The following is a 25,910-nucleotide window of genomic DNA, read 5'->3' as shown; positions in this document are numbered from 1 at the left end:
CCTCGCGATCCTCGAAGCCGTTGCCCTTACACTCTCACGATGCCCGCCCCGCCCCCCTCTCTGCTGAACCTCGGCGCCGACGGATTATGCGACTGGCTCACCGAATGCGGCGAGAAGCCGTTTCGGGCCAAGCAAATTCGCAACGGCATCTTTTCGGGACGGGTCGAGTCGCCACGAGAGATCGCGACGCTCCCTGCCCCGTTACGGGAACGCATCGCCGCGGAGTTGCCGCTGTTTTCCGGGGAGCCGGTCCGTCATCAGGTGGCGCGGGACCGCACCGAGAAACTCCTCCTTCGCTTCGCGGACCCCTCCGGTAAGAGCGAAGGCCATCATGTCGAATGCGTTTTGATGCGGGAGACCGGCCGGCGCACCGTCTGCATCAGCACGCAGGTCGGCTGTGCGATGGGCTGCGTGTTCTGCGCCAGCGGCATCGGCGGCGTGCAGCGCGACCTGACCCGCGGGGAGATCCTCGAACAGGTGCTGCGGCTCGACCGCCTCCTCCCTCCGGCGGATCAACCGGGGGGGCGGATCACGAACGTGGTCGTCATGGGCATCGGCGAACCATTGGCGAACCTCCGCAACCTCACAGGCGTGCTGGAAGAGTTGACTGCGACGGACGGGCTCGGCTTGTCCCCGCGGCGAATTACCGTCTCGACGGTCGGGCTGCCCGCCCAGATGCGAAAGTTCGCGGAGCTCGGCAAGCCGTACAACCTAGCCGTCTCGCTTCACGCGCCGAACGACGAGCTCCGCAGCGAAATCGTCCCGATCAACCGCAGCACCGGCCTGCAAGCGGTGCTGGAAGCGGCCGACAGCTACTTCGGCGCGACGGGGCGGAGGGTCACGTACGAGTACGTGCTAATGGCCGGCGTGAACGACCAACCGGAGCACGCTTCGGAACTGGGCCGCCTGCTCGCTGGACGGCGGGCTCACGTCAATCTCATCCCGATGAACGACGTGGCGGAACTGGATTTCTCCGCACCGGGGGAACCGGCCACAGACGCGTTCTTCCGCACCCTCAATGCCGCCGGCGTCCCGACGACGGTTCGCAAGCGGAAGGGCGCCGACATCGACGCCGCGTGCGGTCAGTTGAGACGCGTCGCGGAACGGGAACCCGTCCCGCTGACGGTCTGATCGCGGGCCGCCCCGGGCTCGCTGTTCGGTCGACACTGCAATCGGGCGTCGCGGCGTTATTCTCTGTCGCGCTCCCCCTTCCCTCCGCCGAACCCACTTCCGGCCCCGATGAGCGACGAGCAAGACGGCCCCGACACCCCCGAAGAAGTCGAACAGCGGGAGGAGCACGGCACAGGGCTGGCAGACATCACGCCGAAGTTCGCCGGCACCGGCAAGGGATTCGCCACCGGCGTGGAGGATACGGCCGACCGCGATTTTGACGTGGTCGTGATCGGCACCGGTCCCGGAGGGGAGGGAGCGGCCATGCAGGCGGTGAAACTCGGTAAGCGGGTGGCCGTGTGCGAGAAGTACGCCCGGGTCGGCGGCGGCTGCACGCATTGGGGCACGATCCCCAGCAAGGCCCTGCGGTACGCGATCAATCAGGTGACCGAGGCCGCCCAGATGCCGGTCGTTCGCGCGGCGTGCGGCAGCATCACCGCCTCGTTTTCCCAGCTACGGGCCAGTGCCTCCGGGGTGATCGACCGACAGGTCGCCATGCGGCAGACGTTCTACGACCGCAACGGCGTCACGCTGCTGCCCGGACATGCTCGGTTCACCGGACTGCACGAATTCGCCGTGACCGGCGAGAACGGTCACGAGACCCGTTACACCGGCGACGCCTTCGTCCTCGCCGTCGGTTCGCGTCCGTTTCGCCATCCGGAGGTCGATTTTTCCCACCCGCGGATCTTCGACAGCGACACGATCCTCTCGCTGGAAGAGACGCCGATGAGCATCACGATTTACGGCGCCGGCGTGATCGGCTGCGAGTACGCCAGCATGTTTCGCAACCTCGGTTGCAAGGTGAACCTGGTCAACACCCGCGAGAAGCTGCTGGAATTCCTCGACGACGAAATCATCGATGCCCTCGCGTATCACCTCCGCGATCGCGGCGTGGTCATCCGTCACCGGGAGAACCTGGACCATGTCGAAGGTCGGGACGACGGCGTCGTCCTGCACCTGAAAAGCGGCAAGAAGTTGAAGTCCGACGTCCTGCTCTGGGCCGTCGGCCGCAGCGGGAATACGGATACGCTCGGGCTGGATCAGTTGGAGATCGAACCGAACCGCCGGGGACACTTGGAGGTCGACGAAAACCTGCGGACAAAGCACAAGCATGTGTACGCCGTGGGGGACGTCATCGGCTACCCGTCGCTCGCCAGCGCCGCCTATGTGCAGGGCCGTTACGCTTCGATGCACCTGATCGAGGGCCGTGAGGACCGCACCGCGCTGAAAGACGTGCCGACCGGGATTTATACCTCCCCGGAGATCAGCAGCGTCGGACAGACGGAGCGAGAATTGACGGAGGCGAACGTGCCGTACGAGGTCGGCCAGAGCATGTTCAAACATCTTGCCCGCGCTCAGATCGACGGCACGCCGGTCGGCATGCTGAAACTGTTATTCCACCGGGAAACAAGGGAGATCCTGGGGATCCACTGCTTCGGCCGCAGCGCCAGCGAAATTGTCCATATCGGCCAGGCGATTATGGCGCAGCCGAAAGGCCGCAACACGATCGACTACTTCGTAAACACGACCTTCAACTATCCGACGATGGCGGAGGCGTACCGCGTCGCGGCGCTGAACGGCTATAACCGCCTGTTCTGAGCGTCCCCTGTCGCTGCCGATCTGACAGACGATCGGGTCCGCCGCAAATTGCGATCGACGGAACCGATCGCCCCCCATGCGGTTACGAGAGGCACTGACTGCTCGGCACGGCGTTCGCTGTGTGTTCGGAAACTGACCGGCTCGGCCGGTCTGTCCGTTTCCCGCAGTATCTTCGAGTTCCGAACACCGATGGCGAAGCCCTCCGCCAAGATCAACATCGCCCCGCTGGGCGACCGCGTCGTGCTGAAGCGCGCCGAGGCCGAATCCACCACCGCCGGCGGGATCGTGCTGCCGGACGCCGCCAAGGATAAGCCGCAGCGCGGCGAGGTCGTCGCCGTGGGCGACGGCCATGTGAAGGACGACGGCACCAAGGTGCCGCTGACGGTCAAGGAGGGCGACACCGTCATCTTCAGCAGCTACGCCGGCGACGAAATCAAGATCGGCGACGACGAGCTGCTGTTGCTCCGCGAGAGCGACATCCTCGCCACCTGCTAAGCGGCGCCCGGCCCCGCGTCCGCCGCGATTGCGGCGCCCCTATTCTCCACCCGTACATTCCTAAACAAAGAGAGTTATCCGATGGCGAAGATGATCGCGTTCGACCAAGAGGCCCAGGAAGCCATGCGCCGCGGCGTCGGCAAGCTGGCCCGCGCCGTCAAGGTGACCCTCGGCCCCAAGGGCCGGAACGTCATCCTTGAGAAGTCCTTCGGTTCCCCGACCGTCACCAAGGACGGCGTGACCGTGGCCAAGGAAGTCGAACTCCCGGACAAGTTCGAGGATATGGGCGCCCGCATGGTGAAGGAGGTCGCCTCCAAGACCAGCGACAACGCCGGCGACGGCACCACCACCGCCACGGTGATGGCCGAGGCGATCTACAACGAAGGCCTCAAGGCCGTCGTCTCCGGCGTCTCGCCGATCGAGATGAAGCGGGGCATGGATCAGGCGGTCGAAGACATCGTCGCCAAGCTCAAGTCGATGAGCATCGAGGCCCGCGACAGCAAGTCGATCGCCCAAGTCGGCACCGTCGCCAGCAACGGCGACGCGGAGATCGGCGGCATTATCTCCAAGGCGATGGAAGCGGTCGGCAACGACGGCGTCCTCACCGTGGAAGAAGGCCGCAGCCTCGAAACCACCTTCGACGTCGTCGAAGGCATGCAGTTCGACCGCGGCTACCTCAGCCCCTACTTCGTCACCGACCGGCAGGCGATGGAGGTCGTGCTGGAGGATCCGTACATCCTCGTTCACGAAAAGAAAATCTCCAACATCCGGGATCTGGTCCCCGTGCTGGAGAAGGTCGTCCAGAGCGGCAAGGGTCTGCTGATCATCGCCGAAGACGTCGAAGGCGAAGCCCTCGCCACGCTCGTCATCAACAACCTCCGCGGCACCTTCAAGGTCGCTGCGGTGAAGGCGCCGGGCTACGGTGATCGTCGTAAAGCGATGCTGCAGGACATCGCTGTGATGGTCGGCGGCACCGCGATCTTCGAGGACCTCGGCATCAAGCTGGAGAACCTCCAGCTGTCCGACCTCGGCACCTGTAAGAAGGTCGTCGTGGACAAGGACAACACCACCCTCGTCGAAGGCGGCGGCAAGACCGCCGACCTCAAGGCCCGGATCGAGCAGATCCGCCGCGAGCTGGAAAACAGCACCAGCGACTACGACCGCGAGAAGCTCGAAGAGCGCGTCGCGAAGCTGGCCGGCGGCGTGGCCCAGGTGAACGTCGGGGCCGCCACCGAGTCCGAAATGAAGGAGAAGAAGGCGCGGGTCGAAGACGCCCTGCACGCCACCCGTGCGGCCGTCGAAGAAGGCATCCTGCCGGGCGGCGGCGTCGCTTTGCTGCGGGCCAGCTCGCAGGTCAAGGCCGTCAAGAAGGAAGGCCACGACTTCGGCACCGGCTACCAGATCATCCTGCGGGCCTGCCGCGCTCCGCTGACCCAGATCTCCAACAACGCCGGCAAGGACGGCGCTGTGGTCTGCGAGAAGGTACTCGCCGAAGACGGCAACTTCGGCTACAACGCCGCGACCGACGTCTATGAAGACATGGTCGCCGCCGGCATCATCGACCCGGCGAAGGTTACCCGCACCGCGCTGCAAAACGCCGCGTCCGTCAGCACGCTGCTGCTGACGAGCGAAGCGTTGATCGCCGAGAAGCCCGCCAAGGGCAAGGGCGGCGGCATGGGCGGCGACGACCTCTACTGATCTCGAAACCGTCCCCCGGGACGGGTCTCGTAGGTTCACCGAAGCCCTCGGCGGGAACGCCGGGGGCTTCTTTCGTGTCCGCTCTGCAATCTCGCAACGGGCCGCTTCAGATCGGGCGCCGTCGTTTCTACCGACCGCCCCGCCCCGTTAGACTGTCCGATTCGTTCCTCCCACGTCACTTCGAACCGACTTCGCTCCCATGCCCGCCTGCGTACTCGCCTACTCCGGCGGTCTGGACACCTCCGTCATCCTCGGCTGGCTCCAGGATGAAGGCTGGGACGTTCACTGCGTGTACGTCGACATCGGTCAGCCCGGCGAGGACAAGCAGGCGATCCTCCAGAAGGCGAAGGACTGCGGCGCCGCGTCGAGCCGCATCGTCGACGTGACCGAGGAGATGTGCCGCGACTTCGCCTTCCCCGTGCTCAAAGCCGGGGCGAAATACGAGTCCATCTATCTGCTCGGTACGAGCATCGCCCGCCCGCTGATCTCCAAGGTGATGCTGCAAGTCGCCCGTGAGGTCGGCGCCACGGCGTACGCCCACGGGGCGACCGGCAAGGGGAACGACCAGTGCCGGTTCCAGCTCGCCGCCGAGGCGTTGGACCCGTCGGTCCAGATGATCGCCCCGTGGCGGATCAAAGCCTTCCGCGACAAGTTCCCCGGTCGCACGGAACTGATCGCCTACTGCGAGGAAAAAGGCATTCCGGTCAAAGCGACCAGCGCCAAGCCCTACAGCAGCGACGAGAACTGCCTGCACGTCTCATATGAAGCCGGGGATCTCGAAGACCTGTCCGTCGCCGGCGTGGATGTGGTCGACTTCACGATGGGCGTCTCCCCGCAGGAAGCCCCCGACAAGCTGGAAGAAGTCACCATCGGCTTCGAGCACGGCGTGCCCGTCTCCATCAACGGCACGAAACTCGGGGCGAAGGATCTCGTGGAGAAAGCCAACGAGTTGGCTGGCCGCAACGGCGTCGGCCGGATCGATATGGTGGAGAATCGCTTCGTCGGCATGAAGAGCCGCGGCGTCTACGAGGCTCCCGGCATGACACTGCTGTACGAGGCCCATCGGATGCTCGAAGAGCTGACGCTGGATCGCGACCTGATGCACCTCCGCGATCAGCTTTCGCCCGTCGTCGCGGAGATGGTCTATTACGGCCTGTGGTACACGCCGAAGCTGGACGCTCTGTTCGCTTTCACGGACAAGGCCCAGGAACCCGTCACCGGCGAGGTGACGCTCGGGATGTACAAGGGGAACCTCATGGCCCGGCGTCGCAGCTCGCCGAACAGCCTGTACGACGCGGAGATCGCCAGCATGGAAGGCGGCGGCAGCTACGATCAGGACGACGCCACCGGCTTCCTCCGCATCACCGGCCTCCCCTGCCGCGTGCAGGGCACGGTGACGCCGCGGAGTTACTAAGCCGCCGAAGTGACTCAGCGGACGTGATCTCCCCCAGGTCGACGGCTTGCCGTCGACCTAGAATGCCCGCATGTCCCGCACCTTCGCCGTCGGCGACGTTCACGGCTGTGACGTCGCCTTGGAAACCCTCCTCACCACGCTTGATCTGCGTGAGGGGGAATCGCTCGTGCAACTGGGGGATCTCTGCGACCGCGGGCCGGACACCGCTCGCGCAATCGATCTGCTGATCGCGCTTGGGGAGGAGATCGACCTGCACGTCATCCTCGGCAATCACGACGAGATGTTTCTCGGAGCGTTGGGCCGGCCCGGCTTCCGCAACTTCGGCGCGAACTGGGAGGCCTTCGGCGGCAAGGAGACGTTGGCCAGCTACGGTGGGTCGCCGAAGGACGTGCCCGAGGAACATCTCCGGTTCTTGGAATCCGCCCGGACGATCGTCGAGCGAGGCTCCGACATCTTCGTCCACGCGATGATCGAGCCGGCCCTGCCGCTCTCGGAGCAGGAGGGTCACATCCTGCGTTGGGAGAAGCTGACATACGACGAGCCGCCCCCGCCGAACGGGCGACGGGTCGTCTGCGGGCATACCGCCCAGTCCTCCGGGGAACCCCGCGTGTGGCCGGGTTGGTGCTGCATCGACACGAAGGTCTACGCCCCCGACGGCTGGATCACGGCGTTGGAGATCAGCCCGGACGGCAACGATCGCATCTGGCAGGCGAATCAGCGGGGAGACGCCCGCGGACCGTTCGATTTGGCGAGGTTCGAGGATCGCGGGTAACGTCTCGCCTTCCGTTCCCCTCGTTCACTTCACCTCGCCCCGTATATGTCCGCTCCGCTGAGAATCGCCGTCAACGGGGCCGCCGGGCGGATGGGGCGCCGCGTGGTCGCCGGGGTCATGGCCGACGAAGGCGCGACGCTCGCGGCGGCGCTGGACTCCGCCGGCTCGCCGCACCTCGGTCTGGACGCCGGCGATCTGGCCGGGGTCGGGACCGCGGGCGTTCTGATCTCGCAGTCCATCGGCGCCGCGAAGTGCGACGCGGTCATCGACTTCTCCACCCCAGACGGGCTGATGTCGGTGCTGTCGAGCTGCGTCAAACGGGATCTGCCGATCGCGGTCGCAACGACGGGGCTGTCCGAGTCGCAGATCGACGCCGTCCGCACAGCGGCGGAGACGATCCCGGTGGTCTTCGCCCCGAGCTTCAGCACCGCCGTCAACGTGGCCATGCGACTGACGGCGTTGGCTGCGCAGGCCCTCAAGGAGACCCCCGGCGGGGCGGACGTGGAGATCATCGAACGGCATCACCGATTCAAAGAGGACGCCCCCAGCGGAACGGCGCTTCGATTTGCGGAGATCGTCCGGGACGTCATGGGACAGGAAGACTTCGCCCACGGCCGCGAGGGGCGTCCGGGGGCCAGGCCGCACTCGGAGATCGGCCTGCACGCCGTCCGCGAGGGGGACAACGTGGGCGAGCATTCGATCCTGTTCGGCATGCTGGGCGAGACGCTGGAGATCGCCGTCCGCGGCCGGACCCGGGACAGCTACGCGAACGGTTCGATCGCCGCGGCCCGCTGGGCCGTCGGTCGGCCGCCGGGGATGTACGGGATGGACGAGGTTCTCGGCCTCAAGTGATCGGGCCGGTCGTGCCGATGCTGCGGGTACTCCCTCCATCCACGGTTCTTCCATGGACGCTCCCGCCGCTCGCCGCTCGCTGTTCCAGTTTGATCGGCCGGCGCCGCCGCCCGCGACGGCGCCGGATGTCGAGGCGCCCCTTCCCCGTCTGTCGCAGCAGGCGATTCGCCCGCAGGCCGAGGGAGATGTTCGAAGAGAAGATTTCCGGGCCGTCGGCGCGTGGCGTGGGCCGATGCTGGCGTGCGGCGTGACGATCGCCGCCACAGCCGGCCTCGCTTACGCCGTTCTGGCTCCGGAGGCGGGCCAATCCGCGAAACCGACGGCTCGCCCGCCCGCGGACGTGGGCGGCGTGATCCTCGCATCCGCAGCCGAACCCGCGGACGAAACGACGGACGCCGCCCCCTGCGCGAAAGCGCCCGCCAAGGCCACAGGCTCGCCCGCTTCGCCGGTGGTCTCGGCGTTGCACGTTTCCGACGGCCGCCCGGTCCGGGCGGTTCCGACGGACGTCATCCCGGATCCGATCGACGCCGGCGGCCGCCTCATCCCGGGGAGCGGCGTGATCCGGGGAGACGGCGTCGTTCCGGCCGGCGGACCGGCGGCACAGGGTTCCGCGTTGCAAACCGGCGGCGTCACCCCCGCGGTCTGGCTGACCGGCGAGATCGCCGAGTGATCCTGCCTCGATGAGAACTCGAGACCGCGGTGCGGTTGTGGGCGCGGCGCGGCGGGGCCATCATCGCGCGGCCCGGCGATCATTTCGTTCGTAACGGGACCCCCGGTTTCGACCCCAGCGAGCGTGCGGCGATGGCAGCGGCGAACGGTTCCTCCTCCTCGACCGCGTCGCCGTCAGGCGCCCCGCCGGCGCCGATCGGCCGGCTGGCGGCGATGATGTTCCTCCAGTTCTTTATCTGGGGCAGTTGGTACGTCTCGACCGGCCGGTTCCTGGACGAAGGCGTGGGCTGGGGATCGATCATCTGGTGGGCGTACTCCGTCGGCCCGATCGCGGCGCTGCTCTCCCCGCTGTTCCTGGGCATCGTCGCGGACCGTTTCTTCGCCAGCGAGCGGGTTCTCGCCGTACTGATGCTGGTCGGCGCCGGGGCGATGGCCGCGGTGCCGCTGGTCTGCGAACCGATCAGCCTCGTTCCCTATCAGGAGGCGATCACGGAGACGAAGCAGGAGTTGAAGGCGCTGGACGAGGCCGACGCCCCCGCGGACTCCCCCGAGCGCATCCGCCTCGAAGCGGAGCTTGAGGACCGGGAAGCCGCATTGGCGGTGCCGCAAGAGACGAACCAATCCGATACCGGCGGCCAGACGGTCTACATCGCGCTGCTGTTGGCCCACATGCTCTGCTTCATGCCGACGCTGGGGCTGACGAACACGATCGCGTTCTCGCACCTCACTGATCCCGAACGGCAGTTCCCCACGGTGCGGGTGCTGGGCACGATCGGTTGGATCGCCGCCAACCTCGTGGTCGGCTTCTGGGAGGCGATCTTCGGCAAAGAGGGCTTGGGAGGATCGAACCTCGAACTCAGCATCGATCAGTACTGGGTCACGGCGGCCGCCTGCATCGGATTGGCGATTTACGCCCTCGCCCTGCCGCACACGCCGCCGCCGATGAAGGGGCAGCCGGCGAAGGCGTCGGACCTGTTGGGGCTGGGGGCGATCGGGATGATGAAGGATCGCAGCTTCGCCGTGTTCATGATCGCCAGCGCCCTGCTCTGCGTGCCGCTGGCCGGGTACTACAACTGGGCCGGCACGTTCGCGGGCCAGACGGCGTTCGGCGAAAACGCCACGGCCGTGATGAGCGCCGGCCAGGGCAGCGAAATCCTGTTCATGCTGCTGATGCCGCTGGCGTTCGCCCGGCTGGGCGTGAAGTGGATGCTCGCCGCGGGCATGGCGGCGTGGGCGTTGCGGTACGCCCTGTTCTCCGGCGGGTCGGCCTTCGCCGCGGGCGCCGAGGGCATGGACGGCGGCACGCTCGCCACGATGTTCACGCCGGCCGGCATGGCGATCTTCCTCGGCATCCTGCTGCACGGCATCTGCTACGACTTCTTCTTCGTGACGGGACAGATCTACACGGAGAAGCGGGCGCCCGCCGGTCTTCGCGGACAGGCCCAGGGCTTCCTCGTGCTGATGACGCAGGGTGTCGGGCTGTTCGTCGGGGCGTTCCTGTTCGGCAAGCTGGTCGAGTTCTACTCGACCGACGCCGGGCGAGATTGGACGACCATCTGGCTGTGGCCGTGCGGGGTCGCCGCGGTGATCCTCGTGCTGTTCTGCCTGCTGTTCCGTGATCGCCTGACGCCGGTTCAGCAGGCCGAACTCGCCGCGGACACGACCGGCGACGAGCCGACCGAACCCGGTCCCGGCACCGGCGGAACGCCGGCGGAAGGACTCGGCTGATCGATCCCTCTGCTCCGCCCTCGTCCGATCCCCTCCCCGCCGAGGCGGCTGCCGCCCCGCCGCCTCGGCGGCCGTCGCTGGGACTGCGCGTGCGGCTCAGCGTATTGTGGATGCTTCAGTGGGGCATCACCGGCGCCCTGCTGACCTATCTGCCGCTGTACTTTGAGAGCCGCGGTCTGTCCCGCGGGCAACTCGGCAGCCTGTTCGCCGTCGCGGCGGTCGGGCTGTGGGTCGCGCCGATCGTGGTGGGACAATTGTGCGACCGGCTGATCGGGGCGGAGAAGTACCTCGCGGTCGCCCACTTCTTCGGGGGCGTCACGTTGCTGGCGGTGCCGTTCGCGGCGGACATCTTCAGCGTCACGGGCGAGGGATTCTGGTTCCTGATCGCCACCGTCGGCCTCTTCAGCGCCCTGTACTTCCCGACCCTGCCCGTCGTCAGCGCGGTCACGTTTCGCCATCTGCCGGACCCGGACTCGCAGTTCGGCCGGGTGCGACTGTGGGGGACGGTGGGCTGGGTGCTGAGCGGGTTGTTCGTTTCCGTGTGGCTGGGTCAACGGGAAGCGATGCAGTGGCTCAGCCGGAACTCCCCCGCCCTGCGGGACAGCTTGGAGCACGCCGACAGCCTGCTCCGCCGGCTCGCCCCGGTCGACGAGGCGGATTGCTTCCGCATCGCCGCGGTGCTGTCGTTCGCGCTCTCGAGCTTCTGCGCGTGGCTGCCGCGAAGCCCCCCCCCGACGCCGACCAGCGGACGGTTCGCCCCGCTGCAAACGCTCGGGCTGCTGAAGGACAAGCAGTTCTCCCTGCTGATCGCGGCGAGCTTCGCGCTGTCGCTGATCATTCCGGTCTACACGCTGGAGGTGCCCGCCCTGCTCGTCCGCGACGGCTACGACCCCGACTGGGTGCCCGCTGTGATGACCGTCGGCCAGCTGTCGGAGTTCCCCGCCCTGCTGCTGCTGGGGCTGTGCCTCAAGCGATTGGGGGTGACGGCGACGTTCACGATCGGCGTCGCCGCGTGGGCGCTGCGGTTCCTGCTGTTGGCCGTGACGGACGCCACCGGCCCGGTGCTGGCCGGGCTGGCGCTGCACGGGGTCTGCCACGTGTTCCTGATCGTCGCGGTGCAGCTGTACGTCGATTCCCGCTGCCCGAAGGATCTGCGGGCCAGCGGCCAAAACCTGTTCGCTGTGGTGACCGTCGGCGTGGGCATGCCGCTGGGGTTCCTGCTGTCCGGGACGCTCTCCGAATGGGCGTCCGGCGGAGCGGAGGCGCCGTCACGGTTGCTGTTCCTCGCCGCGGCGATCGCCGTCTCGGTGGTGCTGGTTCCCGTCTGGATGGTCGGCCGGCGACGGGGCCGGGTGGAAGCGACGTGACCGCCCCGTCCTTCATCCTGAAGTACGATCGCGACCTCCCCCGGGAGCCGGTCCTAGCCCTGTATCGAGCGAACGACTGGAGCAGCGCCGACAAGCCGGACGCGCTGCTCTCCGCACTGGCGAACTCAGAGCGCGTCGTCAGCGCTTGGGCGAACGACCTGCTGATCGGGTTGGGAAACGCGATCTCCGACGGCGCCCTCGTCGTCTACTACCCGCACCTGCTCGTCCTTCCAGAGTGGCAGGGCCGCGGCGTGGGGCGGGCGATCGCGGAGGCGATGCAGACCTTCTACGGCGACTTCCACCAGCAGGTGCTGCTGGCCGACACCCCCGCGATCGGGTTCTACGAACGCAATGGGTTTGTCGCTCCGCCGGGTGCCGCGGCAATGTGGATCTACCGCGGCGACGACCACTGACCTCGACCCGGGCCGAGCCATGCGGCGCCCGCCCGGCTCACTTGCGAACCGGCGTCAGCCGGGTGACGGCCACCATCGGGGCGGCGATATCCGGGTGGGAGAACCGGCGTCCGTTCACCCCGAAGTTCTGCCCGACGCGACCGGCGAGACCCAATCGCGGGTCGTCCTTCAAGTAGGCGGCCACGCGGCCGTCGGCGGCGACGAGGGCGAACTTCGGCGCCTGCGGGTGCGGGGGGTTCGTGACTTCCCGCAACACGCCGACCGCCTCGAACACCATCGCCCCGGGGGGAGCGTCGGCGGGCGCCGGGCCGCCGGCCGGTTCGGAGTGGGACAACTGATCGATCCCGCCGCTCGGCGGGGCGGCCAACGAGGGCGTATCGCCGTACGGATCGAATCCGCCCGGTCCCGCAGCGGTCCGCGGAGCGGGGGCGTGCATCGGAAAGCCCTCCGCGGTTTGCGGCCCATACGGGGCGATCCCGTACGGTTCCTCAACCTGGGCGAAGCGGCGGAGCATCTCGGACGCCTCGACCGTCAGGCGGGCGTCCCGTTGGTCGGTGCGTTCGGTCAGTTCGACGTACTCGGAGTACTCGCCGCGGATCGACTTCAGCACGTCGATCCGCACGAGCCGGGCCTGAGCCAGACGACGGACCGCATTGGAGCTGGCCCGATCGCGGAGGTCGCGGAGGTCCGCCTCCAAATCGACGAGGTTCCACGACTGCGGATCGGCGTCCAACAGTTTGTCCATCCGGCGATCGAGTTCCGTCAGCCGTCGGCGGTCCGCTTCCACCGCGGCGGCACCGTGTGCGGCGAAGCGATCGGCGTGGCTGGGATCGCGGGGACCGTCCTGGCTCCGATCGGCGCTGGTCCCGCTGGGAAAGGCGCTCTGTCCCATCGGCATCGCAGGCGATCCGAGTTGCGAGAACGGGTCGGCACTGGCCGTTTGCAGACCGGAAGCGGACGGCGGATCGGCGGCGGCAAGCAGCGGGGATGCGTTCGACCCGCCCTGCAACGGATGCGGTGCGGCAAACGCGACTTCCACCACGCCGCTGCCGGTTGCGTCGGCCGGGGCCGGGGCGAACGGATCGGTCTGAGCGACGGTCCCGCCGCCGGGGACCGGGGCGCCAGCGTCGAGCAGGTCGCTCGGAACGGCATACGGATCGCGGTCGAGGTCGGCGCGGGCCTGGGCGTTCGCCGGCAGCAGGTAGCGGCGCTGCACCCAACGGTGCTCGCCCTTCGGGGAGGGAATCTGCGCCCAGACTTCCGGCCCATTCGGACCGGGCAGCGAGCGCGTCCCCTGCACCGCGATCGCCTGTCCCGTTTTCAGCGGCACCTGTTCGATCATCGGCGCCTCGCCGACCCGACTGCCGACGCGGCAATAGAGTTCGTTCCCGGTCGCGGTGACGGTCGCGGTTCCGCCGCCCTCGGCGGTCCCGGCGGTCATCGTCAGCCATTCCAGCTTCGCGAAGCTCACGGCCCCGGAGGGCGCCTGAATCATCGCTCGGCCGTCGGGATCGTGGCGGACGACTGTCACCTGCGTGCCCCGCGGCAGCGTGGTGGTGACGTAATCATCGGCCAGCGGCCCGGCGTGAACCGGCAAGCCGTCCGCGGCGACCTGTGCGGCGTAGGGGAACTCCTGCCCGTACGTGGTGGAGCAGGCCGCCGGGGCGGCGCAATACAGCAGGGCGAAACAGATCACGGGGCGCATAACAGCCAATTCCCTTCGGACGCGAAGCGGGACCGCGGGGGCTTAGCGAATCGCGTCGTCGGGGGGCTAGAGCAATCGCTCCGTGCTTCGTCTCACTTCTTTCGCACGGCGATCAGGGTGTCGAAGGTGCGGAAGTAGATTGTGCCGTCCGCGACCGCGGGGCTGGCGGAGGTCGGCTCGCCCAGTTCGTTCTGCCCGAGCAGCTCGTACGTTCGCCCCGCCTTCACGACGGAGGTCACGCCGTCGCGATCGACCGCGTACAGCTTCCCGTCCGCCAGCGTGGGGCTGGCGCGGTAAAGACCGCCGGTGAGACGTTCCTGATAAACCTCCTCGCTGGTCGCCGCGTCATGCACGGACAGCACGCCGCGTTCGCCCATCAGATAGACGAGGCCGCCGGCGATCAGCGGGGTTGACACGTCCGGCGTTCCGCGATCGAGGCTCCAGACGACGGCGTCCGTGCCGATGACGTCCGCGCCCTGCTCGCCACCGGGCGCCGGCTTGCGGCCCTCCGTTTCCGCCACCCGTCGAGCTTCGTCGCAGGCAACCGCAAACACCGGACCGCGTTTCGCCGTCGGCACGACCGTGAGGGCCTGACCGTTCGCCCCCTGCCCCACGCCGGCGCTGGCGACGAACCGCAGCGTCGTGTGGTAGTCCGGTCCCTGCGGGTTCAAACCACCCAAACGCCACAGCTCGTCGCCCTCGAGCGAATGGGCGATCGCGTAGTCACCGCCGTGGGTAATCAACGAGTGCGGTTCGCTGAACGGGTTCAACGCGATCGAGGCGTAGCTGTGTTCGTTCTCGCGGCTGGCGCCGGTGCGGCGCTCCCGTTCCCAGACGGTCGCGCCGGTGGCGGCGTCGAGCGCGACGACGCGGGCCTCGTTCGTGGAGGCGTTCCCGTCGCCGTGGATCAGCTGGTAGTAGAGCCGGCCGTCGTGCAGAACGGGGGTGCTGCTGAAGCCGAACTGAATGTCGAACTCGCCGAAGCGATGTTGCAGGTCCGCTCCCCAGACGGGTTCGCCCTCAGCGGTCAGGCAGGAGATCGTGCCGTCGCCGAACGTCGCCCAGACACGCTGTCCGTCGGTCACGCAGCTGTTCGAGGCGCTGTTGCCCTCGTCCACGCGGGCGGTCTGGTTGCCGGTCCCGGCGGTCCGCCGCCACAGTTCCTTCCCGCTCTTCGCGTCGAAGCACAACACGATCAGCTGAGCATCGTCGCCGACGCCCTCCGCCGCGGTGAGAAACACGCGACCGCCGGCGACGACCGGCGTACCGCCGCCGGGTCCGGGCAGCGGCGTCTTCCAGGCGATCGCGCCGTCCCCGCCGTCGGTCCAATCGGTCGGCAAATCCGTTTCGGGAGAGGTGCCGTCGAAGTTCGGGCCGCGCCACTGCGGCCAATCCGCGGCGTGGCTGATGCACGGCGTGGCGGCGAGGGTGAGGGCCGCAAACGCGGCGAGCAGGCGGGGCATGGGGAAGTCGTCCGAGGCGAGAGGAGCGGGGCCGGATAGGATCGCTTACCCCCGACCCTGACGAAACCGCGAGCGGATCGCTCCCCCGCGGAACACTCCCATGCAGCCCCTCTTCTCCCGCGGCGACTGGCGCACCCCCGGCGAACCGACGGAGGTCGTGAACCCGTTCGACGGCGCCGTGATCGACACGGTTCCCACCGCCGACGCCGCGGAGGTCGACGCCGCCCTCGGCGTCTTGACCGACGGCGCGGGGGCGATGCGGGCGATGAATCCCCGCGATCGCGCGGCAATTTTGTTTCACGCCTCCGACCAGATCGCCGCCGACGCGGAGGAGTGGGGCGCCCGGATCTGCGCCGAGGGCGGCAAACCGATCACCGAAGCGATCGGCGAGGCGAAGCGGGCCGCGGAGACGCTGCGGCTCTCCGCGATCGAAGCCGAACGTATCGGCGGCGAGGTGCTGCCGATCGAATCCGCCCCCAACGGCGCCGGCAAGCTGGCCTTCACCCGCCGCGTTCCCTGCGGGATCGTCGCGGCGATCACGCCGTTCAACTTCCCGCTCAACCTCGTCTGTCACAAGGTCGGTCCGGCGATCGCCGCGGGGAACGCGATCCTGATCAAACCGGCCGGCGTCACGCCGCTCTCCGCGCTCGCCCTCACTCGTCTGCTGCTGGAGTGCGGGTTGCCTGAGGAGGCAATCGCTTGTCTAACCGGCCCCGGCGGCGAACTGGGCGAGGCGATCTGCGGCGACCGGCGGGTGCGGAAGATCACCTTCACCGGCAGCGACGCGGTCGGCGCCAAGATCATCGCCGCAGCCGGGGTGAAGCGGGTGACGATGGAACTCGGATCGAACTGCCCCGTCGTCGTCTTCGCCGACGCCGACCTCCCCGCCGCCGCGACGATGCTGGCCAAACAGGCGACCGCGAACGCCGGTCAGGTGTGCATCTCCGTGCAACGAGTTCTCGTCGAACAAGCCGCCCATGCCGAGTTCCGCGGTCTACTGGCCGACGCCTTCGCCTCCCTGAAAACCGGCGACCCGGCCGACGAAAGCGTCGACGTCGGGCCGCTCATTCGCTCGTCCGACGCCGACCGCGTGCAGGAATGGCTGGACGAAGCCGTGTCCGCCGGAGCCACGCGCGTCTGCAGCGGGGAACGGGACGGTTCGCTCCTCACCCCGACGCTGCTGGACGGCGTCGAACCGGGGATGAAGGCCTACGACGACGAACTGTTCGGCCCGGCGTGCGGACTGCGGGCGTTCGACTCCGAGGAGGAGGCCGTCTGCATGGCGAACGAAACCCGCTACGGCCTCGCTGCGGGCGTGCTCACGCGGGATCTGTCCCGCGCGATCCGATTGAGCGAATCGATCGACGCCGGCGTGGTGAACCTCGGCCCGGGAACCGAGGGCAGCGGACCGCAGTACCGGGCCGACTTGATGCCCTACGGCGGGTTGGGCGACAGCGGTCTCGGCAAAGAAGGCCCGCGGTATGCCGTGGAGGCGATGACCGAGTTGAAGTGCATTGTGATGCACCCATAGATCCATCGTGAGCCCGAAGCGCGAGCGAGGCCGAACGACTCGGGTCTCGCTCGCCCATCGGGCTCACAGCGAAAGCGAACGTCCCTCAATCCCGCCAGGGATGGGCGATCTTCGGCCAGTACTCTTCGAACTTGAAGTCCGGGCTGTTGTCGCCGTCGTGGCACTTCACGCAGGTGGTTTGCGAAGCGGTGGCGAGGTCGATGTGCATCGCTTTGTTCGCGGCCCTTTGCTCGGCCTGATCGACCGAGGCGGGGTCGGCTTTGAAGCGCTCGAACACGGCGACGTGGTCGGAGCCGGGGCCATGGCAGTTCTCGCACTGCTGCGATTGGAGCTTGAGGTGGCGATCCATGCCCGAGAGCCCCGTGGTTCCGTCCACGCCCCCGCCGGCCGATCCGGCAGCGAGGCGTTCGGGCAGGTAACCGCCGTCGAACGGGTAGTAGCCCTGCGGATCCCAGCCAGTGACATGACAGGACAGGCACTCCGGGTCCAGCCGGCGGTCGGCCCAGTCCCCCTCGAAGTTCTCGCGGCCCTCGGTGAGGCTCGCCAAGGCATGGGCGTGGGGGCTCTCCTTCCACTTCGCATAGGCTTTCGTGTGGCACTCCCCGCACTTCGCGGCGCCGACGTAACCGCCCGGGCGGGGCGGAGCGGCGGGGGGGAGATCGTCGAAGATCGCCTCCAGATTGTCCGCGATCGACTGCTGATAGCCCGCCATGATCGGGTCCATGCTCTCGTCGTGGCCGAAGCGATCCTTCGACAGCGTGACGAGCGCGTAGGTCAGTTGCGGGCGGTCGGAACCTTCGACCGGGTAAACCCCGACGACGCCCGCGTGTTTCCCCTTGTGGCCGACCCGCAGCAGCAAGGCATCGCCGGCTTCGGTAGCGACGACCGTCGGCTCAGCGGACGGATCTTCCGGGCCGCCGGCGGTCACGGCGACGTGGAAGCCGGGGTAATTTTGGAGGAACGCGGTCGTTTCGTCCGGCTCCGCCTGTGACAGCAGCACCCGTACGTCGCAGTCCGCCAGCTCTTCGAGCGCCAGCGGAAGCACGTCGGCGGCGTCTCCCACGCCGATCAGGCTGTTCGGATCCGGGTTGGCCAGTTCCTTGGCCATCGTCGCCCCCACCACGCCGGTGAAGCCGATCTTCAAGCCGCCCGCTTCTAAGATCCGGGTGCGGGCGATGCCGGTATCGTTGGCGGTCTGACCCGTGACGTCGCCGAACAGGGCGACGTTCGCCCCCAGCAGCGGCGGGGCGTCGTAGACGTGCTGAACGAGGTAATCCATGCCCAGCCGCAGTTCCTCGGGACCGAGGTTCAGCAGGCCGTAGCCCATCTGCTCCAGGGCCCGTCGCATCGCGGCGAACTTCAGTTCGGACTGCAAGCGCGTCCGCCGCAGCGTTCCGCCGGCGTCTGCGGCGACGACGTCCCACCCCTTCTCTTCGCGGAGTTCCTTGAACAGAGCGCTGCGACGGGCGACGCCGCCGTTCTGTTTCTCGGAACAACCGCATGGCTCCAGATACCCGTGCACCTCCCCGGTGAAGACGACGGCGGCCGCCGGCTTCTCCCACCCGGCGAGCGGATCGACCGTCATTGCGGCCGCCGGGGGCGTCGGCGTGCCGGGATCGTCCGGCAGATCGCCGCCGCGGGTGAGAATGAACGCGCCGAGTCCCAACGCCGCGGCCCCGATCACGGCGCCGACCAGCGCCTGCGGCCACACGGGGGGAGCCGCGGACGATCCGGGCGCCGGCGGAGCCGAGGGGGGAGCGGGGTCGGTCTGACTCATCGCGGGGGCGCCCGATCCGTGGGTGTGCTGGGAGACTCTCCCCATGACCGCATCAGCGGCGGGCGAGAACCGTACGGGGTATCGAATCACCGGCGATCGCGGTCAACCCCCGGCCGCGAGCGATCGTGACGCGGGGGGACGACGCCGCGGCCTCGTTCAGTTGGAGGCGTAAGACGCCATCTGGACGTAGAACTGCAATTCGCGGGCGTCCGGGTGGTTGGTCTTCGCCGTGACGGTCACCTTCCCCTTGCGGATGTGCTGGGCCGGCGGGGAGCCGGGCGGCACGACGAAGTCCAGGAACAGCTTCTGACGCCCGCTCTCCACCGGGAACGAGGGATCGCGGCGGATCTTCAGCTGAACGTACTTTTCCGTGCTCTGGATGTCGGTGAGTTCGAGCGGCTCGTCCATGCCGTACGCGAACAGTTGGAGCGTCCCCGTGGTTCCCTCTTCCGCCGGAAAGGTGCCCAGTTCGAACGCCAACGCCGCAGGCAGGAACTTCTGGTTCTCCCGCTGCACCGCGACGAACGTGAACGGCCCGCTGACGGTGCCCACGACCTCCGCCTGGATCTTGCTGTAATCGACCGAGATCTTGCCCTCAGCAAACCGCTTCGCCTGCGTCTCCGCATCCGGGGCCGGCTCGTCGAATTGAACCGTGACGGTCTCTTTGAATCGCCCGACCTTCATCCCGGGCAGCAGTTCCACGGAGACCTCGATGCCGCTCGTGTAGCCCGCTTCGGCCGCCGAGGGCGGGGCCGGTGGGCGCTCCTCCTCCGGAATCTCCTCGTTCATCGGCTCCACCCGGTTGATCGGCTGGGAGAGATCGGCCGGAGCGGTCGTCACCTTCACGTATTCCGAGGTGCTGTCCGTCCCGGTGACGACGATGTCCTCCTTCAGCCGGGACATCACTTTGAACGACTTCGTCTCCGGCTCTTTCCCGTCGACGGACCCGAAGTCCACCATCGTGCCGGGGAACGCTCGCAGCAGCTCTTCGACGCTTCCCGAAACTTCGAGTTCCAGGCGGGGGTCGGTCGGGTCGTTGGTGTGAATGAACGCCCGCTGAACGAACTCGTTGGCGGTCTTCTCCGGGGTGTAGGTGAGTGTGACGGTCGTCGATTCGCCGGGGAGAATCTCGCCTTTACCGGCCTTCGGAGCGGTGCATTTGCAGGTCGTGATCGGCTCGCCGAGCTTCAACGGGGCGTCGCCGACGTTTTTGATGACGAAGGTGTGGGAGTCGCTGTTTCCTAACGCCAGCTTGCCGAAATCGTGCTTTGGCTCCTCGACTTGAATTTTGGGATGCGGCCCGCTCTCAGCGGGACGAACGTCCGGGTCGAGGAATCGAACGTCGTTTGTTTTGAACGGAAGTTCTTCCGTCGACCGATCGACGATCTTGCCGGAGACGGACGGACCGACCGAGTAGTACAGACCAGCCCCCACCGCGACCACGACCACGGCGACAAGGGCGATGCGGGCGAGCACGTTCATGGAAGCGAAACCGACGGACCGGGACGAGAGGCGAAAACGCGGAACGACCGACGCTGCTACGTCGTGTCGGCGGGCGGCGTTGGGGCGGCATCATAGAGACCGTCGGGTGATTCAGTCGCCCGAGCGGAGCAGCGATCGCAGGTTCGCCGTGGTTTCGTCCGGCAAAACCCGATCCCGGTGCCCGGCGTCGCGGGTGATCGCATCCCGTTCCAACGCCGCTTCCGCCGCGGCTCGGGCCGTCGCGCGGTCGCCGGCCCGGTCCGCGGAAACCGCCAACCGGGCCTGAGGAGCAGCGGCGGAAGGGTCGAGCCGCGCCGCCGCGCGGTCCGCCTCGACCGCCTCGCCCCAGTCCCCCGCCGCGCGATGTAGGTCGGAGATCCGCTCGTACGCGCGTCCGTCCCCCGGACGGCGCTGAAGCAGATCGTTCCACAGCCCCACGGCCTTCCGCCGGGCGCCCGCGTCCGTCGGATCGGCGAGCGATCGAACGGTGGCGAGATCCGCGGACGCGGCGAGGGGAGAATCCGAAAGCGGGTCGGCCGCCATGGCCCGCAACAGCGTGCCACGTGGATCGCGGCCGCGGGCGGATTCCGCCCGGGCCGTTTCCAGCAGAGCGCCGGCCTCCCTTCCGGGCAACAGGACGAACCAGACCCCGACCGCGGCGAGCAGCCCCGACGTCAGACAGATCGCCGGCGAGAGCCAATCCCGGCGAGCCTGACTGACGGAGGCGAGGTCGTCGGGAACGACCCGCGGGGGGGGTGCGGCAAGAGCCAACAGGAAGACCGCCACGATCGCGGGAAACTCCGCCCCGTCGGCTCCCAACAGGTGCACCGCCAACCCGACGCACGCCGCCGCCCAAGCAGGTCCGGTCGATCGCGGCCCGCCGGCGCTCCGCCCCGCGAACCAGAGCACGCCGGCGGCGGGGATCGCGGCGAGCAGCAGGATGCTGTGCGCATCCCACCCCCGCACCATGGCGTAAATCCAAGGGTTCAGGCCGGGTTCGACGTCGGCGATCGGTCCCAGCAGACCGCCGAACGCGCCGACCAGCCCGAATGCCGCCAGCGTCCCGGTGAACAAGGAATCCCATCCGGGAGGCGCCCCTTCGGCGGCCCGAGGCGAAGGCGGCGGCGTGCGCCACCTCCTCACCCCGCACCACGCCAACGCCGCGGCGAGCAGCGGGGCGAGCAACCCGCCGCTGGTCCACAGATCCAGGATGAGGTTGTGCGGCGCCGCGATCGCCTCGCTGGCGGCGGCGTCTTTGTGGAGCAGATAGAACGGCCGAAGATTCGCCGGTCCGGTGCCCAGCAGAGGGCGGTCCGCCAATGCCCGCAACGTGCCGGCCCAATACTGCAGGCGAAACGCCAAGGATCGCGGCGCCTCGGAGATCACCTCGCGGTCGAGTTGTCCGAGCCACACCGCCGCGGTGACGCCGGCGATCAGCAACCCGCCGGCGATCGCGGCGCCGATGAAGGCCTTCTTCTGAGCCCCCCGCCCCGCCCCGCGTCCCCAACGGAGGCCGGCCCACATGAGTCCGCCGACGGTCAGCCCGACGTACCCCGTGCGACTCTTGGTGAGCAGCAGCACCCCGACCAGAAGCGCTGCGACGAGCCCGATTGCAGCGACTGTCGATCGGTCGATTCGCTGCACCAACGCGGGCAACAGCAGCGCCGCCGCCAGCAACACGCCGGCCAACGTGTTGGCCAAGGAATAGGGTCCGAACGGCTCACGGGAGCCCAGGAGCCGATCCTCCCAACGCTTTCTCGCGGCGGGCTCCTCGGGCACGTTCATCGCGGCTAAGCGAGCACGGGCCGTCGTCCGTGCACGGGAGTCCGAGCCGGCTTCTCGCTCCCGTAGGTCGAGATACTCGGCGCGACTCGCCGGGAGCGACACCGTCACCTGCCAGACGCCGACGACCGCGGCCGCCGTTCCGCAGGCGACGACCAGCGCCGCGAACCGCACGCTGTCGCCCGGTCGCCAGACGCTGCGGAGCAGAACCGCCGCCGCGACGAGTCCGGCCCAGTTGAAGACCGTCTCCGCGGCCGCCCGCCGGGGACCGCCTTCCCAGAAGATCGGCGCCGCGGCCAGACCGTGCGCCAGCACGACAGCCGCCAGCAGCGTCTCGCACCGCCCCCATCGCACGCCGTCGGTTTGCGAAGCGCCGCTCCACCAAGCCCGCCCCGCCCAGACCGACAACGCAAGCAATGCGATCGCGGAGAACCAACCGTCGGCCGCGGCGTCGCCGGGCGAGAGGCCCAGCAGAGTCGCCTCGGTCGGAACGAGGAACCGGCCGGCGAGGCTCAGGCCGACGGCCGCCCGCATCCACCGCTTCCAGCGATCGCCGGTTCCCCTCGCGGGGGCCGCAGCGCCGGTCGTGGCCGCAGCATCCGTCATGACGAGGACGGGCCGTCGCTCGGCGGGCGCGGCACGAGGCCGGGCATCACCGCCCCGTCTCGACCGGTCGAAAATTCCAGCACGGCCACGATCCCCAAAACCCCGGCGACGATCGCGACCGCCAGCCCCGCCCCGATCCAGCCGTCCACGCGGTACAACAAGAGTCCGGCGAGCCCCGTCACCAGCGTGCACAGCCACACGGTCTTTACCGCCCCCCGCTTGGAGAGGCCGCGGTCGTTCAAGCGGTGGGAGAAGTGATTCCGGTCCGGGCGAAAGGGACTCGCTCCGTCGCGCAACCGGATCGTGATGACGGTGGCGAAGTCGTACAGCGGCACCGCCAGCACGCACAGCGGAGCGAGGATCACGTGATTGCCGAAACCGTGGATGCCGGCGCCGGCGCCTTCGACGGGGGCTTCATAGAACGTTCCGAGGGCGCAGCAGACCGCCAGCATGAATCCAACGAACGTGCTGCCGGCGTCCCCCAGGAAGATGCGCCCCCGCCAGTTATGAAACAGGAATCCGACGAGCGCCCCGCACAGCGTCAGCGTCATCGCGCCCACGAACCAGTGCGGACGCGGTAGCGAGAACAGCATGATCGCGGCCAGCACGCCCGCCGCGATCGCCGCGGTGCCGGAGCACAGGCCGTTCATGTTGTCGAGGAAGTTGAAGGCGTTCGTCAGCACGACCAGCCACAGCGCCGTCAAACCGGCCGCCGCGATGCGGCCGGGCAGATCCGGGAGGAACAGGCTGAACCGCACTCCGGCGGCCACTACGGCCGCGGCGCAGCCAAACTGAACCAGCAACCGCCAGCCCCAGGGCAGACCGCGACGATCGTCCCACAGGCCGACCGCCGCCAGCACGGTTCCCGCTCCCAAGACGGTCAACAGCGTCGGCATCTTCGCTCCGGCCCCGGTGAGATGCGGGCGGAGCGCGTCCGGCGCGATCGACTCCGGCGCCCAACCGCTGCGAATCGCCGCCGCCGCCGCCACGCCGCCCAGCAGCGGGGCGATCACGGCGAACCACACCGCGACCCCGCCGCCCAGCGGCGTGGGGCTGGTGTGCACCTTGCGAGCCGCATCCGGGGCGTCGACCAGCCCCCACCGAGGGGCCAAACGCCGCATCAATGCCGTCGCCGCCGCGCTCAGAAGGAACGCGGCGGCGAAGGTCAGCAGGACGAACGACGTCATCGGCGCCGCTCACGACGCGCATCGCCTGTCGGCGACGACGAACCGGGGAGACGCCTCACGCGGACACAAACCGAAATCACGTGGCCGCTTTCGTATCGGTCTGCGTCTCCTCGAGCCGCTGCTCCGCTTTTTTCTGCAGGTCTTGCTTGAGCCAATCCGGCATCGCCGGGGCGCTGCCGGAGTCGTCGGGCACCTCGTACTGCTCCTGCAACTGATCCAGCTTGACCTTCAGCCCACGCAGCACGTCCGCGTACGCCGGGTCGTCGGCGACGCTGTTCATCTCCTGCGGGTCCTTCTCCAGATCGAAGAGCTCGTACTGATCAATATTGTAGAAGTGAATCAGCTTATAGCGGTCCGTCTGCACGCCGTTGTGGCGCCGGACGGCGTGCACGGTGCGGCGATCCGGGTTGAATTCGTAGTAGTGGTAGTACAGCGCGTCCCGCCAATCGGGCGGGTTCTCGCCTTCCAGCAGCGGGACAAGGCTTACGCCCTGCATGTCGTCCGGGATCTCGGCGCCGGCGATGTCGAGGAACGTCTCGGCGAAGTCGAGGTTGCTGACGAGGTGCTTGTCGACGGATCCCGGTTTGGTGACGCCCGGCCACTTCACGAGGAACGGCATCTTGTAGCTCTCCTCGTACATGAACCGTTTGTCGAACCACCCGTGCTCCCCGAGGTAGAAGCCCTGGTCGCTGGAGTAGATGACGATGGTGTTCTCATCCAGTCCCGACTCTTCCAGGTAATCCATCACTTCGCCGATCGCATCGTCCACGCCGGCGACGCACCGCAGATAGTCCTTGATGTACCGCTGGTACTTCCACCGCACGAGGTCCTTGCCGGTCAGGTTCGCTTCGCGGAAGGCTTCGTTCTTCGGTTCGTAGGCGGCGTTCCACGCGGCCTTCTGCTCGTCGTTCAGGCGGCCGTCCGGGCCGGTCAGCTTCAAGTCGTGGAGAGTCATCGTCTGGCTGATCGTCATATCCTGATGACGGGCCGCGTCGCTGCGGCCGGGGTAGCCGTCGTAGTCGTCGAACAGGCTGTCCGGCGCCGGGATTTCGACGTCGTCGTACATTGTCAAATGCTTCGGACCCGGCTCCCAGCGGCGATGCGGAGCTTTGTGTTGGAACATCAGGAAGAACGGCTTCGTCGTGTCCCGGGCGCCGTCTTCGCCTTTCAGCCAAGTGAGGGTCTTCTGAGTGATCACGTCCGTGACGTACCCCTCCTGCACCTCGAACGGCCCGCCGTTCTTGCTGAACGGGGTGTTGTAGTAGTGCCCCTGCCCGCGAAGCACGTCGGAGTAATCGAACCCGGTCGGGTCGCTGCCGAGATGCCATTTGCCGATCAGCGCGGTCTGGTAGCCGACCTGTTGCAGCAGCTTGGGGAACGTCTGCTGGCTGCCGTCGAACCGGTTGCCGTTCTGGCGGAACCCGTTCAGGTGGCTGTGCTTGCCGGTCAGAATCACGGCCCGGCTGGGACCGCAGATGCTGTTCGTGCAGTAACACCGATCGAATCGCATGCCCTCGGCGCCGATGCGGTCGATGTTCGGGGTGACGTTGATCTTCGAGCCGTAGGCGCTGATCGCCTGGGTCGCGTGGTCGTCGCTGAAGATGAAGACCACGTTGGGCCGCTGCGTCGTCGGCTTCTCCGCCGCAGCGTCCGGCTGAGCCGCCGCGGCGAATGGAGCCGCAATCGCAAAAGCGATCGCGGAGACCAGCGGGCGGAACGTAAGGCTTCTTGCCGAACGGGGATGAGCGAAACGTGCAGACATGAGGAAGGGTCCGATCCAGACGCGGGGCGAGATTCGCGAACCCGCATCCTGATCCGTCGCTGACCGAGGCACAACCGGCGCTGCCACAGCGAGGCGGGGAGCCGACGATTCCGAGCGACCGCGGCGCCCCCCGGTCCGAAAAACGTCTTCCGGATCGATCTCCCGCGAATCCGTCGTCCGGGGCGGAAATGGGGGCGACGGCGACTTTGTACGGTCCAAAGTTGCAAGACGCTTCGCGCCCGTGGCACTCTTCGTGGCAGCGTTCGGCCCGGCCCCCGGGTTTTCTGAATCGCCGAACGCCATGAAAACTGACCGATTGCGGGTCGTTCGCCCTTTTCCGGCGGATTCACGCGCAACCGGCACGGCGGTTGCGACAGTGTCTTTCCGTCCGACACACGGAGTCGGACGGGCCGCCCAACGACGGTGTCTCCCCCGAGA

General features: G+C 68.0%; 19 protein-coding genes. 12 read left to right on the top strand and 7 right to left on the bottom strand.

All coding sequences use genetic code 11. The features are described from left to right. The first annotated feature begins 39 nt into the window (after positions 1–39). The 11 genes from rlmN (at position 40) to LzC2_RS22555 (ending at position 12,177) form a co-directional block, all read left to right on the top strand. Positions 40–1,131 carry a dual-specificity RNA methyltransferase RlmN gene (rlmN, locus tag LzC2_RS08380; protein ID WP_171185780.1) on the top strand — a complete coding sequence of 364 codons (1,092 nt, stop codon included), beginning with the start codon at positions 40–42 and terminating at the stop codon, positions 1,129–1,131. A gap of 108 nt (positions 1,132–1,239) precedes the next feature. Then, entirely contained in the window at positions 1,240–2,769 is a 1,530-nt protein-coding gene (sthA, locus tag LzC2_RS08375; protein ID WP_171185777.1) for a Si-specific NAD(P)(+) transhydrogenase, read from the top strand. Positions 2,770–2,958: 189 nt separating this feature from the next. Further along, entirely contained in the window at positions 2,959–3,264 is a 306-nt protein-coding gene (gene groES / locus LzC2_RS08370) for a co-chaperone GroES (protein WP_171185775.1), read from the top strand. An 81-nt stretch (positions 3,265–3,345) separates the two neighbouring features. Continuing rightward, entirely contained in the window at positions 3,346–4,962 is a 1,617-nt protein-coding gene (gene groL, locus LzC2_RS08365; protein WP_171185773.1) for a chaperonin GroEL, read from the top strand. A 199-nt stretch (positions 4,963–5,161) separates the two neighbouring features. Next, positions 5,162–6,376: an argininosuccinate synthase gene (locus LzC2_RS08360; RefSeq protein ID WP_171185770.1), complete on the top strand. Its 1,215-nt coding sequence runs from the start codon at positions 5,162–5,164 to the stop codon at positions 6,374–6,376. Between the two features lie 70 nt (positions 6,377–6,446). After that, on the top strand, positions 6,447–7,148 hold the full coding sequence (locus LzC2_RS08355; RefSeq protein WP_171185768.1) for a metallophosphoesterase: 702 nt from the start codon (positions 6,447–6,449) through the stop codon (positions 7,146–7,148). Between the two features lie 45 nt (positions 7,149–7,193). Further along, positions 7,194–8,000 (top strand): 4-hydroxy-tetrahydrodipicolinate reductase, encoded by an 807-nt coding sequence (gene dapB / locus LzC2_RS08350; protein WP_171185765.1) that lies wholly within the window; start codon positions 7,194–7,196, stop codon positions 7,998–8,000. 52 nt (positions 8,001–8,052) lie between these two features. Next, positions 8,053–8,670 carry a hypothetical protein gene (locus LzC2_RS08345; protein WP_171185763.1) on the top strand — a complete coding sequence of 206 codons (618 nt, stop codon included), beginning with the start codon at positions 8,053–8,055 and terminating at the stop codon, positions 8,668–8,670. Between the two features lie 131 nt (positions 8,671–8,801). Continuing rightward, positions 8,802–10,397: an MFS transporter gene (locus tag LzC2_RS08340; protein ID WP_171185762.1), complete on the top strand. Its 1,596-nt coding sequence runs from the start codon at positions 8,802–8,804 to the stop codon at positions 10,395–10,397. Then, positions 10,394–11,764 (top strand): MFS transporter, encoded by a 1,371-nt coding sequence (locus LzC2_RS21790; RefSeq protein WP_349771128.1) that lies wholly within the window; start codon positions 10,394–10,396, stop codon positions 11,762–11,764. The genes LzC2_RS08340 and LzC2_RS21790 overlap by 4 nt, the downstream gene beginning before the upstream one ends. Then, positions 11,761–12,177, top strand: a complete 417-nt coding sequence (locus tag LzC2_RS22555) for a GNAT family N-acetyltransferase (protein ID WP_206678616.1) — start codon at positions 11,761–11,763, stop codon at positions 12,175–12,177. The genes LzC2_RS21790 and LzC2_RS22555 overlap by 4 nt, the downstream gene beginning before the upstream one ends. A gap of 37 nt (positions 12,178–12,214) precedes the next feature. Here LzC2_RS22555 and LzC2_RS08330 read toward each other — a convergent pair whose 3' ends face one another. Continuing rightward, a complete protein-coding gene (locus LzC2_RS08330) occupies positions 12,215–13,873 on the bottom strand; it encodes an SH3 domain-containing protein (protein WP_171185757.1) in 1,659 nt (552 codons plus the stop codon). A 101-nt stretch (positions 13,874–13,974) separates the two neighbouring features. Then, the gene (locus LzC2_RS08325) at positions 13,975–15,345 is read right to left on the bottom strand and encodes an outer membrane protein assembly factor BamB family protein (RefSeq protein WP_171185755.1); all 1,371 of its coding nucleotides are present in this window, start codon (positions 15,343–15,345) and stop codon (positions 13,975–13,977) included. Positions 15,346–15,445: 100 nt separating this feature from the next. Here LzC2_RS08325 and LzC2_RS08320 point away from each other — a divergent pair, with 100 nt between their 5' ends. Next, on the top strand, positions 15,446–16,876 hold the full coding sequence (locus LzC2_RS08320) for an aldehyde dehydrogenase family protein (RefSeq protein WP_171185754.1): 1,431 nt from the start codon (positions 15,446–15,448) through the stop codon (positions 16,874–16,876). A gap of 85 nt (positions 16,877–16,961) precedes the next feature. Here the strand turns inward: LzC2_RS08320 and LzC2_RS08315 are convergent, their stop codons facing one another. From LzC2_RS08315 to LzC2_RS08295, 5 genes are all read right to left on the bottom strand, one after another. Next, positions 16,962–18,653, bottom strand: coding sequence for a multiheme c-type cytochrome (locus LzC2_RS08315; protein WP_171185752.1), 1,692 nt, complete (start codon positions 18,651–18,653; stop codon positions 16,962–16,964). Positions 18,654–18,809: 156 nt separating this feature from the next. Then, positions 18,810–20,135, bottom strand: a complete 1,326-nt coding sequence (locus tag LzC2_RS08310) for a DUF1573 domain-containing protein (protein ID WP_171185750.1) — start codon at positions 20,133–20,135, stop codon at positions 18,810–18,812. Between the two features lie 111 nt (positions 20,136–20,246). Then, positions 20,247–22,523 (bottom strand): O-antigen ligase family protein, encoded by a 2,277-nt coding sequence (locus tag LzC2_RS08305; protein WP_171185748.1) that lies wholly within the window; start codon positions 22,521–22,523, stop codon positions 20,247–20,249. Then, entirely contained in the window at positions 22,520–23,710 is a 1,191-nt protein-coding gene (locus LzC2_RS08300) for an MraY family glycosyltransferase (protein WP_171185746.1), read from the bottom strand. Before LzC2_RS08300 ends, LzC2_RS08305 begins: the two co-directional genes overlap by 4 nt. Before the next feature lie 76 nt (positions 23,711–23,786). Continuing rightward, on the bottom strand, positions 23,787–25,472 hold the full coding sequence (locus LzC2_RS08295) for a sulfatase family protein (RefSeq protein WP_171185744.1): 1,686 nt from the start codon (positions 25,470–25,472) through the stop codon (positions 23,787–23,789). Positions 25,473–25,910 lie beyond the last annotated feature (438 nt).

The organism is Alienimonas chondri, assembly GCF_013036045.1.
Lineage (GTDB): Bacteria > Planctomycetota > Planctomycetia > Planctomycetales > Planctomycetaceae > Alienimonas > Alienimonas chondri.
This window is presented reverse-complemented; position numbering and strand designations above follow the sequence as displayed.

What these genes read in the sequence shown, in the direction of transcription:
- groES (WP_171185775.1), top strand. Translation starts at nt 2,959, where the DNA reads ATGGCGAAGCCCTCCGCCAAGATCAACATCGCCCCGCTGGGCGACCGC.
- groL (WP_171185773.1), top strand. Translation starts at nt 3,346, where the DNA reads ATGGCGAAGATGATCGCGTTCGACCAAGAGGCCCAGGAAGCCATGCGC.
- LzC2_RS08345 (WP_171185763.1), top strand. Translation starts at nt 8,053, where the DNA reads ATGGACGCTCCCGCCGCTCGCCGCTCGCTGTTCCAGTTTGATCGGCCG.
- dapB (WP_171185765.1), top strand. Translation starts at nt 7,194, where the DNA reads ATGTCCGCTCCGCTGAGAATCGCCGTCAACGGGGCCGCCGGGCGGATG.
- rlmN (WP_171185780.1), top strand. Translation starts at nt 40, where the DNA reads ATGCCCGCCCCGCCCCCCTCTCTGCTGAACCTCGGCGCCGACGGATTA.
- LzC2_RS08300 (WP_171185746.1), bottom strand. Translation starts at nt 23,710, where the DNA reads ATGACGTCGTTCGTCCTGCTGACCTTCGCCGCCGCGTTCCTTCTGAGC.
- LzC2_RS08315 (WP_171185752.1), bottom strand. Translation starts at nt 18,653, where the DNA reads ATGAGTCAGACCGACCCCGCTCCCCCCTCGGCTCCGCCGGCGCCCGGA.
- LzC2_RS08360 (WP_171185770.1), top strand. Translation starts at nt 5,162, where the DNA reads ATGCCCGCCTGCGTACTCGCCTACTCCGGCGGTCTGGACACCTCCGTC.
- LzC2_RS08340 (WP_171185762.1), top strand. Translation starts at nt 8,802, where the DNA reads ATGGCAGCGGCGAACGGTTCCTCCTCCTCGACCGCGTCGCCGTCAGGC.
- sthA (WP_171185777.1), top strand. Translation starts at nt 1,240, where the DNA reads ATGAGCGACGAGCAAGACGGCCCCGACACCCCCGAAGAAGTCGAACAG.
- LzC2_RS08295 (WP_171185744.1), bottom strand. Translation starts at nt 25,472, where the DNA reads ATGTCTGCACGTTTCGCTCATCCCCGTTCGGCAAGAAGCCTTACGTTC.
- LzC2_RS08305 (WP_171185748.1), bottom strand. Translation starts at nt 22,523, where the DNA reads ATGACGGATGCTGCGGCCACGACCGGCGCTGCGGCCCCCGCGAGGGGA.
- LzC2_RS08310 (WP_171185750.1), bottom strand. Translation starts at nt 20,135, where the DNA reads ATGAACGTGCTCGCCCGCATCGCCCTTGTCGCCGTGGTCGTGGTCGCG.
- LzC2_RS08355 (WP_171185768.1), top strand. Translation starts at nt 6,447, where the DNA reads ATGTCCCGCACCTTCGCCGTCGGCGACGTTCACGGCTGTGACGTCGCC.
- LzC2_RS08320 (WP_171185754.1), top strand. Translation starts at nt 15,446, where the DNA reads ATGCAGCCCCTCTTCTCCCGCGGCGACTGGCGCACCCCCGGCGAACCG.
- LzC2_RS08325 (WP_171185755.1), bottom strand. Translation starts at nt 15,345, where the DNA reads ATGCCCCGCCTGCTCGCCGCGTTTGCGGCCCTCACCCTCGCCGCCACG.